This window comes from Streptosporangium nanhuense (assembly GCF_059358815.1).
In genome coordinates, this window is sequence record NZ_JCADBG010000043.1 from 25,257 (window position 1) to 35,319 (window position 10,063).

A 10,063-nucleotide genomic window follows, 5' to 3' on the forward strand; every position below is an offset into this window, starting at 1 on the left:
ACTAGTGGCCACCGGTGTCGTGCGCCGGGGACCGGAGCCAGCCGTCGACCAGGCGGGCCGTGTCCTCCGCCTTCTCGGCGAGCATCGAGAAGTGGTTCGCCTCGACCGTCCGCACGGTGTGCGACGGGTCGAACGGCGTCGCCCGCCAGTAGTCCGATTCGGGCTCGACGTCGGAGAACGGCTCCACGCACTGCACGAACAGCACGGGCGCGTCCACGTCCGCCGTTTCGATGTCGGACATGATCGCCGACCAGTACCCCATCGCGGACAGCCGCGCGCTGTTGAACTCGCCGAAGACCGTCTCCATCTGCATGATGTACCGCAGCACCTGCTCGGACAGCATCTGCGAATCGCCGCCGGCGCGGGGGTGGAAGGAGTCCATCATCACCACCGCCTCCGGGGAGGTCCCCGACCTCTCCAGCACACCGGCCACGCCGTGGGCGAGGACGCCTCCGGCGGAATGGCCGACGAGCACGAACGGTTCCCCCTCACTGGCCCGCACGACGCTTTCCGCGATGCTCCCGAGGGCGATGTCGATGGTGGCGGGCAGGCCCTCTCCGGAGGCGTAGCCGAGCAGGGGAAGCGCCGAGACGTGTCTCTCCCCGCGGAAGTGCGCGGCGAACCGGGCATACTGGTGAACGCCGCCGGTCACGGTGGCCGAACTCACGCAGATCAGGCGCGGCAGGGTCGCGCCACCGGCCAGCGTCACCGGTGACGGGATCTCCCGCGGGTCGACAGGTGCCTCGTACATGGGCCGGGTCCTCGCCACGGCGTACAGCAGCCCGAACGCCTCCCGCGCCTTCCCGGAACGGAAGGCGCCGCGGAACACCCCCGTCAGGGTGTCGTCCACCTGGGCCGCCGAGGTCGCGGCCGTCTGGCCGGCGTCCGTCCGGGTGGCGAGCTCGTGCCACAGCCAGCGGGCGAGACCGGTGGAGTTCTTGTTCTCGAACACCGCCATCAGCGGGAACTCCCAGCCGACCGCCCTGGCGAGGGAGTTGCGCAACTCGATCGCGGTGAGCGAGTCGAGGCCCAGCTCGAAGAAGTCGTGTTCGAGATCGACGGCCGAGGAGTCGACGTGGCCGAGAACGGCGGCCGCGTGACGCCGCACCAGCTCCCGCAGCAGCTCGTGCCGCTGCTCCTCTCCGAGCCCGCGCAACCGCTCCCGCACCGTGTCGGCCTCCCGCACCGTGTCGGCCTCGGGTACCGGCAGAGCCTCGGGTACCGGCACGGCTTCGGGTACCGGCACGGGGGGAGCCATCGCCATGCCTCCCCCTGTTCCGGAACCGGTCGCCTGGGGCCAGAAGCGCCGCCGCTCGAAGGCGTACGTCGGCAACGCGACCTGACGGCCGGCCGGAAGCACCGCCCGCCAGTCCACCGGCACCCCGCGCACGTGCAGCTCGGCCAGCGCCGTCATCGCCGCGGCCTGTTCGTCGCGGTCCCTCCGCAGCACCGGCACCGGCGCCGCGTCCGCCCCGAGGACGTCCCCGGCCATGGCGGAGAGCACGCCGTCGGGGCCGAGCTCCAGGTAGGCCCGTACCCCCTGATCATGCAGGGTGCGCACCCCGTCGGCGAAGCGGACAGTTCCGCGCACCTGGTCGACCCAGTAGTCCGGCGAGCGCAGCCGCCCGGCCGTGGCCGCCTGCCCGGTCAGGGTGGACACGACCGGGATCCGCGGCGGGTCGTAGGTCAGCGTCCGGGCCACCGCGCGGAAGTCCTCCAGCATGGGGTCCATCAGCGGGGAGTGGAAGGCGTGCGACACCCGAAGGCGCTTCGTCTTGAACCCGCGTTCCTCCAGGGCGGCGGCGATCTCAAGGACCGGCTCCTCGGCCCCGGAGATCACCACCGAGGACGGGCCGTTGACGGCGGCGACCGACACCTCCTTCTCACGGCCCTCCAGCAGCTCGGCGACCTCCTTCTCGTCGGCCTTCACCGCCACCATCGCCCCGCCCCGCGGCAGCGCCTGCATCAGCCGCGCCCGCGCCGCCACCAGGGCGCACGCGTCGGTCAGGGACAGCACCCCGGCCACGTGGGCGGCGGTGATCTCCCCGATCGAGTGACCGGCCAGCACCTCCGGCCGCACACCCCACGAAGACACCAGCCGGAACAGCGCCGTCTCCAGCGCGAACAGCGCGGGCTGCGCCCACCCGGTCTGATCGAGCGCATCCGCCCGCCCGTCGAACAGAACGTCACGCAGCGACCCGTCGAGCAGCGGGTCGAGCTCGGCGATCACCTCGTCCAGCGCCTTCGCGAACACCGGGAAACGGTCGTACAGCTCCCGGCCCATCCCGGCCCGCTGGCTGCCCTGACCGGTGAACAGAACCGCGAGCCTCGGCTCCGTCCGCACCACGCCGCGCGCCACACCGGCCCCCGGCAGGTCCTCGGCCACGTTCCGCAGCCCGGCCAGCGCGCCGTCACGGTCTCCGGCCAGGACCACGGCCCGGTGCTCGAACACCGGCCGCGTCGTGACCAGCGAGAAACCCACGTCCAGCCGGTCCGGCCCACCGTGCGCGCCGACATGCGCCGCCAGCCGTCGCGCCTGCTCGCGCAGCGCCTCGCCACTCCTGGCGGACACCACCCACGGCACCACACCCACGGGCTCGTCCGCCGCCGGTTCCGCGACCCTCTCCGGCCCCTGCTCCAAGATCATGTGCGCGTTGGTGCCGCTGATCCCGAACGACGACACACCCGCCCGGCGCGGACGGCCGGTCTCCGGCCAGTCCACGGGTTCGGTCAGCAGTTCCACCGCGCCCGAGGCCCAGTCCACGTGCGAGGACGGCTCGTCGACGTGCAGCGTCCTGGGCAGTACGCCGTGCCGCATCGCCATGACCATCTTGATCACACCGGCGACACCCGCCGCCGCCTGGGTGTGGCCGAGGTTCGACTTGATCGCGCCCAGCAGCAGCGGACGGCCGGCCTCACGGTTCTGCCCGTAGGTGGCAAGCAGCGCCTGGGCCTCGATCGGGTCACCCAGCCGGGTGCCCGTGCCGTGCGCCTCGACGGCGTCCACCTCGGCAGGGGTCATCCCCGCACTGGCCAGCGCCTGGCGGATGACCCGCTGCTGCGAAGGACCGTTCGGCGCCGTCAGGCCGTTGGAGGCGCCGTCCTGGTTCACCGCCGAGCCACGGACGATCGCCAGGACCTCGTGGCCGTTGCGCCGGGCGTCCGAGAGCCGCTCCAGCACCAGCATGCCGACGCCCTCGCCCCAGCTGGTGCCGTCGGCGCCGTCGGAGAACGCCTTGCACCGGCCGTCGGGCGCCATTCCGCTCTCCACGCCGAAGCCGAGGAACGTGACCGGGGTGGCCATCACCGTGACACCGCCCGCCAGTGCCAGCGAGCACTCCCCCTGCCGCAGCGCCTGCGCCGCCAGGTGCGTGGCGACCAGGGACGACGAGCAGGCGGTGTCGACCGTCATCGTCGGGCCCTCCAGGCCCAGGGTGTAGGACAGGCGGCCCGACAGCACGCTGGCCGCGGCACCGGTGAGGAAGTAGTTCGTCACGTCCGTCCCGGTCGCCAGGCACAGGTTCATGTAGTCCTGGCCGTTGGTGCCCACGAACACCCCGGTGGAGCTGCCCTTCAGCGAGACCGGGTCGATCCCGGCCCGCTCGACCGCCTCCCAGGTGGTCTCCAGCAGCAGCCGCTGCTGCGGGTCCATCGCCAGCGCCTCGCGCGGGGAGATCCTGAAGAACCCCGGGTCGAACTCCGCCACGCCGGACAGGAACCCGCCCTGGCACCCCACGTCCGTCGCCGACATCGCCTCCGCGTCCCAGCCCCGGTCGGCCGGGAACGAGGAGATCGCGTCCTCCCCCTCGGCCAGCAGCCGCCACAGGTCCTCGGGAGAGCCGACCCCGCCCGGGAAACGGCACGACATCGACACGATGGCGATCGGCTCGTGCCTGCCCGACTCCACCTCCTCGAGCCGGCGGCGGGTCTCGTGCAGATCGGCGGTGACCCACTTCAGGTACTCGACGAGCTTCCGGTCCTCGGACATGGGGGTGGCCCTTCACATTGTTCGGACGCGGGCTCGGATCACAGATCCTTCGAGCGGCCCAGTTCGTTGTCGATGAAACTGAGGATCTCCTCGGTGCTCGCCGATTCGAGCATGCCGGCGACCGCGATCTCGCCGTTGTCCGTACCGCCCTCGCTCACCCTGGCCAGCAGGTGCCGCAGCCGGGTCGCGATGCCGTTCCGGGTGAGATCGTCGAGCGCGTTGCCGGAGAGCACGGTCTCGAACCGGTCGAGATCGGCCAGCAGTGACAGCTCCACCGCGGTGTTCGTTCCGGGCGCGATCTCCTCCAGGAGGTGTTCGGCGAGGCTGGCGGGGGTGGGGTAGTCGAAGATGATGGTCGTCGGCAGCGGCAGCCCGGTGGCGGCGTTGAGCCGGTTGCGCAGCTCCACGGTGGTGAGGGAGTCGAGACCCAGCTCCCGGAACTCCCGTCCCGGCTGGATCGCGTCCAGCGACTCGTGTCCCAGCACCGCCGCCACCTGCGTCCGCACCAGCTCCACCATCAGCCGCACCTGCTCGGCCTCCTCCAGCCCGGCCAGCCGCCGTACCAGCTCCCCGCCCCCACCCGCGAGGGCGGAGACCGCCGATCGGCGGCCCGCGCGCACCAGGCCCCGCAGGACGGGCGGCACCTCGCCCGTCGCCCGCAGCACCGACAGCTCCAGCCGCGCCGGGACCACCGTCGCCCGGCCCGACGCGACCGCCGCCTCGAACACCGCGAGCCCGTGCTCCGCCGACAGCGCCGGCATGCCCGTCCGGTTGATCCTCCGCATCTCGGCTTCGCTCAGCGTGCCGGTCATCCCGGCGTCCTGCGCCCAGGCGCCCCACGCCAGGGACACCCCGGCCAGCCCCTCGGCCCGGCGCGAGTGGGCCAGCGCGTCCAGGAAGGTGTTCGCCGCCGCGTAGTTGCCCTGTCCCGGCGCTCCTATGACTCCCGCGAGCGAGGAGAACAGCACGAAAGCCGCGAGGTCCGCGTCCCGGGTGAGCTCGTGCAGGTGCCAGGCCGCGTCGACCTTCGGCCGCAGCACCGTCTCCAGCCGCTCGGGCGTCAGGGACGGGATCGTGCCGTCGGCGAGCACGCCGGCGGTGTGAATGATCGCCGTCAGGGGGTGGCCGGCGTCGATCCCGGCCAGCAGCGCTTCCACCTGTTCCCGGTCGGCCACGTCGCAGGCGGCGATCTCCACCTCGGCGCCGTGCGCGACCAGCTCGGCCCGCAACTCCACCGCACCGGGCGCGTCCAGGCCCCGGCGGCTGGTCAGCAGCAGGTGTCGTACGCCCCGCTCGGCCACCACGTGCCGCGCGAACAGCGCGCCCAGACCGCCGGTTCCACCGGTGATCAGCACCGTGCCCTCCGGATCCCAGGGCCGTTCCGCCTGCTGGGCCGAGGTCACCCTGGCCAGGCGCGGCGCCCACACCTCACCGTCGCGCACCACGGCCTGCGGCTCACCCGAGGAGAACATCCCGGCCAGTACCCCGGGCAGTCCTGACGGCGGGGACTCCCGGTCCATGTCGATCAGCAGGAAACGGCCCGGGTTCTCCGACTGGGCGCTGCGGACAAGGCCCCACACCCCGGAGGCCGGCAGATCGGTGACCACCTCACCGCCGCCGGCCGCGACCGCGCCCCGGGTGAGGAACGTCAGACACGAGTCGGCGAACCGGTCGTCGGCCAGCCAGCCCCGCAACAGGTCCAGGACGCGAGCGGCCAGCGCGTGCGCCGACTCCACCACACCGCCCGCCGGATTCGAGACCGCCTCCACGATCACGACGGGCGGCACCGCGTCCGCCTCCGCCAGTGAGGACAGCTCCGCGTACGCCGGCACCGGAAGGTCGCCCGGCTCCCCGGACGCCCGCAACGCGGGAGCGACGCCCAGCGTGTCCGGACCGAGCACCGCCACCGGTATCGACGGCATCCGACCGGCCTCGGGCACACCGCCCACGGGTGCCCGGTCCACCCAGAACAACGACTTCCAGCCCGCGTCGACGCCGTCGGAGACCGCCAGCCGCTCGGCCGGGATCGGCCGCGACACCACCGACCGCGCCGACACCACCGGCTTCCCGGCGGCGTCCACCGCGCTCAGCGACACCGTGTCCGGCCCGGTCCTGACCAGCCGTACCCGCAACACCGACGCGCCGGTGGCCCGCAGGCACACCTCGCCCCAGGAGAACGGCCACAGACCGTCCTCGGAACCGTCCAGCCCGGCGAAGATCGCTCCTTGCAGCGCCGCGTCCAGCAGGGCCGGGTGCATCCCGAACGAACCGGGGTCACCGGCCTGCTCCGGCAGCGCGACCTCGGCGAACACCTCACCGCCGGTACCCCGCCACGCCGCCCGCAGCCCCTGGAACACCGCGCCGTAGGCGAAGCCCTCCTCGGCCGGTTCCTCGTACAGCCCCTCCAGCTCGATCGCGGTCGCCCCGGCCGGGGGCCAGACCTCCGCGTCGAACGGCACGGCCTCCGGAACAGCGGTCGCGAGCGTGCCGGTCGCGTACCGCACCCACGGCACGTCGTCGGCGGCGTCCGCCGGACGGCCGTACACGCTCACGCTCCGGCGGGCCCGCTCCTCCTCGGCCCCCACCCACACCTGCAGCACGACCGCGTCACCCGCACCCAGCACCAGCGGCGCGTCCAGGACGAGCTCCTCGACCAGGTCACAGTCGACCTGGTCACCCGCCCGTACCGCCAGCTCCACGAACGCCGTCCCCGGCACCACCACCGAACCCGCCACCACGTGGTCGGCCAGCCACGGCTGCGCGCTCACCGACAGCCGCCCGGTCAGCACCACCCCGTCGGAGTTGGCCAGCGGCATCGCGGCACCCAGCAGCGGATGATCCGTCGCGGCCAGCCCGGCCGCCGCCACGTTCCCCACGACGGAGCCGATGTTCTCGGGCCAGTAGCGTCGATGCTCGAAGGGGTAGGTGGGCAGGTCGACCCGGTGCCCGCCCGGCAGCACCGCCCGCCAGTCGACCGGCACGCCGTGCGCGTGCAGCTCGGCCAGCGCCGTCATCACCGTCGTGTGCTCGTCCCGGTCCTTGCGCAGCACCGGCACCAGCACCAGGCCGGCGTCGTGCGCGTCCGCTTCGAGCGTGCCGTCGGCCATGGCGGTGAGCACGCCGTCGGGGCCGAGCTCCAGGTACGCTCGCACGTTCTGCGTGCGCAGGGCGCGGACACCGTCGGCGAAGCGGACCGCGCCGCGGACCTGGTCGACCCAGTAGTCCGGTGAGCACAGCTGCTCGGCGGTGGCCGCCTTCCCGGTCAGGGTGGACACGATCGGGATCCTCGGCGCGCCGTAGGTCAGCTTGCTCGCCAGCGTGCGGAAGTCCTCCAGCATCGGGTCCATCAGCGGGGAGTGGAAGGCGTGCGACACCCGCAGCCGCTTCGTCGTGATCCCCCGCTCCTCCAGGGCGGCGGCGACGTCGAGGACCCCCTTCTCCACGCCCGCGATCACCACGGAACCGGGAGCGTTGATCGCGGCGACCGACACCTCGCCCTCGCGCTCGGCGAGCAACGGCTCGATCTCCTCCTCGTAGGCCTGCACCGCCACCATCGCCCCGCCCGGCGGCAGCGCCTGCATCAACCGCGCCCGGCCCGCCACCAGCGCGCACGCGTCCTTCAGCGACAGCACCCCGGCCACGTGGGCGGCGGTGATCTCCCCGATCGAATGCCCGGCCAGCACGTCGGGCCGCACTCCCCACGAGGACACCAGGCGGAACAGCGCGGTCTCCAGCGCGAACAGCGCGGGCTGCGCCCACCCGGTCTGGTCCAGCGCATCCACCTGATCGCCGAACAGGACATCCCGCAACGACCCCTCAAGCAGCGGGTCAAGCTCGGCGATCACCGCGTCCAGCGCCCGGGCGAACACCGGGAACCGCTCGTACAGCTCCCGGCCCATCCCGGCCCGCTGGCTGCCCTGGCCGGTGAACAGCACCGCCAGCTGCGGCTCCGTCGCGGCCACGCCGCGCACCACACCGGCCCCCGGCAGGTCCTCGGCCACGTTCCGCAGCCCGGCCAGCGCGCCGTCACGGCCTCCGGCCAGCACGACCGCCCGGTGCTCGAACGCCGACCGTGTCGTGGCCAGGGAGAAGGCCGTGTCGGCCAGGCTCAGGTCAGGCTCATCGTCCAGGAAGGACGCCAGCCGCCCGGCCTGCGCCCGCAACGCCTCGGCCGTACGGCCCGACACCAGCACCGGCACCACACCGGCGGCCGGTGCCCGGCCCAGCGGACCGTCCTCCGCGTCCGGTCCCTGCTCCAGGATGATGTGCGCGTTGGTGCCGCTGATCCCGAACGACGACACGCCGCCCCGGCGCGGGCGGCCGGTCCGCGGCCATTCCGCCGATTCGGTCAGCAGCCTCACCGCACCGGCCGACCAGTCCACGTGCGAGGAGGGAGTGTCGGCATGCAGCGTCTTGGGCAGCGTTCCGTGCCGCATCGCCATGACCATCTTGATCACACCGGCCACGCCGGCCGCCGCCTGGGTGTGGCCGAGGTTCGACTTGATCGAGCCCAGCAGCAGCGGCCGATCCTCCGGCCGGTCCTGGCCGTAGGCCGTCAGCAGGGCCTGCGCCTCGATCGGGTCGCCCAGGACCGTACCGGTGCCGTGCGCCTCGACCGCGTCCACCTCGGTCGGCGACAACCCGGCGCTGACCAGGGCCTGGCGGATGACCCGCTGCTGCGAAGGACCGTTCGGCGCGGTCAGGCCGTTGGAGGCGCCGTCCTGGTTCACCGCCGAGCCACGGACGATCGCGAGCACCTGGTGGCCGTTGCGGCGCGCGTCCGAGAGCCGCTCCAGCACCAGCACGCCGACGCCCTCGCCCCAGCTGGTGCCGTCGGCGCCGTCGGAGAACGCCTTGCACCGCCCGTCGGGCGCCATCCCGCCGTCCTGCGCACCGAACCCGACGAACACCAGCGGCGACGTCATCACCGTCACACCGCCGGCCAGTGCCAGCGAGCACTCCCCCTGCCGCAGCGCCTGCGCCGCCAGGTGCAACGTCACCAGCGACGACGAGCAGGCGGTGTCCACCGTCACCGCCGGGCCCTCCAGACCGAAGGTGTAGGACAGCCGGCCCGACAACACGCTGGCCGCCATACCGGTGATGCCATGACTTTGCGTGTCGATCTGGTTACCCATGATCGTATTCATGTAGTCCTGGCCGTTGGTGCCCACGAATACCCCGGTGTGGCTGCCTCTCAGCGAGACCGGGTCGATCCCGGCCCGCTCGATCGCCTCCCACGCCCCCTCCAGCAGCAGCCGCTGCTGGGGATCCATCGCCAGCGCCTCACGCGGCGAGATCCCGAAGAACGCCGCGTCGAACTCCGCCATGTTCTCCAGGAACCCGCCCTGGCACCCGAGACCTATCCCCGCCATCGCCTCCACGTCCCAGCCCCGGTCGGCCGGGAAAGAGGAGATCGCGTCCTTACCGTCAGCCAGCAGCCGCCACAGGTCCTCAGGAGAGCCGACCCCGCCCGGGAAACGGCATGACATCGACACGATGGCGATCGGCTCGTGCCTGCCCGACTCCACCTCTTCGAGCCGGCGGCGGGTCTCGTGCAGATCGGCGGTGACCCATTTGAGGTAGTCAACGAGCTTCCGGTCTTCGGACATGGGAGTGGCCCTTCACATTGTTCAGACGCGAGCTCGGATCACAGATCCTTCGAGCGGCCCAGTTCGTTGTCGATGAAACTGAGAATTTCCTCGGTACTCGCCGATTCGAGCATGCCGGCGACAGCGATTTCACTAGTTTCCGTGCCGCTCTCGCTCACCCTGGCCAGCAGGTGCCGCAGCCGGGTCGCGATGCCGTTCCGGGCGAGCTCGTCGAGCGCGTGACCGGAGAGCACGGTCTCGAACCGGTCGAGATCGGCCAGCAGTGACAGCTCCACCACGGTGTCCGCTCCGGGCGCGATCTCCGCGAGGAGGCGTTCGGCGAGGCTGGCGGGGGTGGGGCAGTCGAAGATGAGAGTGGCGGGCAGCCGCAGCCCGGTGGCGGCACTCAACCGGTTGCGCAGTTCGACGGCGGTGAGGGAGTCGAAGCCCAGCTCGCGGAACTCCCGCCGCACCTGGACCGTCTCGG

At 72.5% G+C, this 10,063-nt stretch carries 3 protein-coding genes; all 3 read right to left on the reverse strand.

Features of this window, described 5'->3' with window-relative positions:
• Nucleotide 1 precedes the first annotated feature (1 nt).
• Nucleotides 2-3,988, reverse strand: a complete 3,987-nt coding sequence (locus AC5L38_RS42265; protein WP_495248461.1) for a type I polyketide synthase — start codon at nt 3,986-3,988, stop codon at nt 2-4.
• Between the two features lie 38 nt (nt 3,989-4,026).
• Nucleotides 4,027-9,597 (reverse strand): type I polyketide synthase, encoded by a 5,571-nt coding sequence (locus AC5L38_RS42270; RefSeq protein ID WP_495248462.1) that lies wholly within the window; start codon nt 9,595-9,597, stop codon nt 4,027-4,029.
• Between the two features lie 38 nt (nt 9,598-9,635).
• Nucleotides 9,636-10,063: acyl carrier protein (locus AC5L38_RS42275; RefSeq protein WP_495248463.1), on the reverse strand; the 428-nt coding region annotated here is incomplete at its 5' end.

Bases quoted from the DNA above. Each gene is read 5' to 3' on its own strand.
- AC5L38_RS42265 (WP_495248461.1), bottom strand. From the start codon at position 3,988: ATGTCCGAGGACCGGAAGCTCGTCGAGTACCTGAAGTGGGTCACCGCC.
- AC5L38_RS42270 (WP_495248462.1), bottom strand. From the start codon at position 9,597: ATGTCCGAAGACCGGAAGCTCGTTGACTACCTCAAATGGGTCACCGCC.